This window comes from Psychrobacter sp. Sarcosine-02u-2 (assembly GCF_002836335.1).
Taxonomy (GTDB): domain Bacteria; phylum Pseudomonadota; class Gammaproteobacteria; order Pseudomonadales; family Moraxellaceae; genus Psychrobacter; species Psychrobacter faecalis.
In genome coordinates, this window is sequence record NZ_PJBX01000094.1 from 1 (window position 1) to 266 (window position 266).

Annotated in this window: 1 pseudogene; it reads right to left on the reverse strand. The window is 47.0% G+C overall.

Going from position 1 to position 266, the window contains the following annotated elements:
- A pseudogene (locus tag CXF58_RS13910) lies at window positions 1-266 on the reverse strand (DDE transposase); the annotation flags it as partial.

Below are 266 nucleotides of genomic sequence, written 5' to 3' on the forward strand. Positions count from 1 at the left end.
TAGCGTAATGCTATTGTCTTGAACGTTTAGCTGACGGGCTAAGGTGATCTCTCCTTGACCCATATCTCCAAGGGTTGTGTCAATGATCTCATGCGTGTCAGTATTGATCAGGCATACCGAACGCATTTGTGGATAGGGCGCCTCTTTGGTTCTGCCTTTGCTTGAACTAAAGTGCTGAAGGTTCTCATCAGTATAGGGTAGTGAGTATACGACACCGTCTACAGCTTGGACGCTAAGTCCCATAAAGTCTTGCTGCTGGGTTAGTG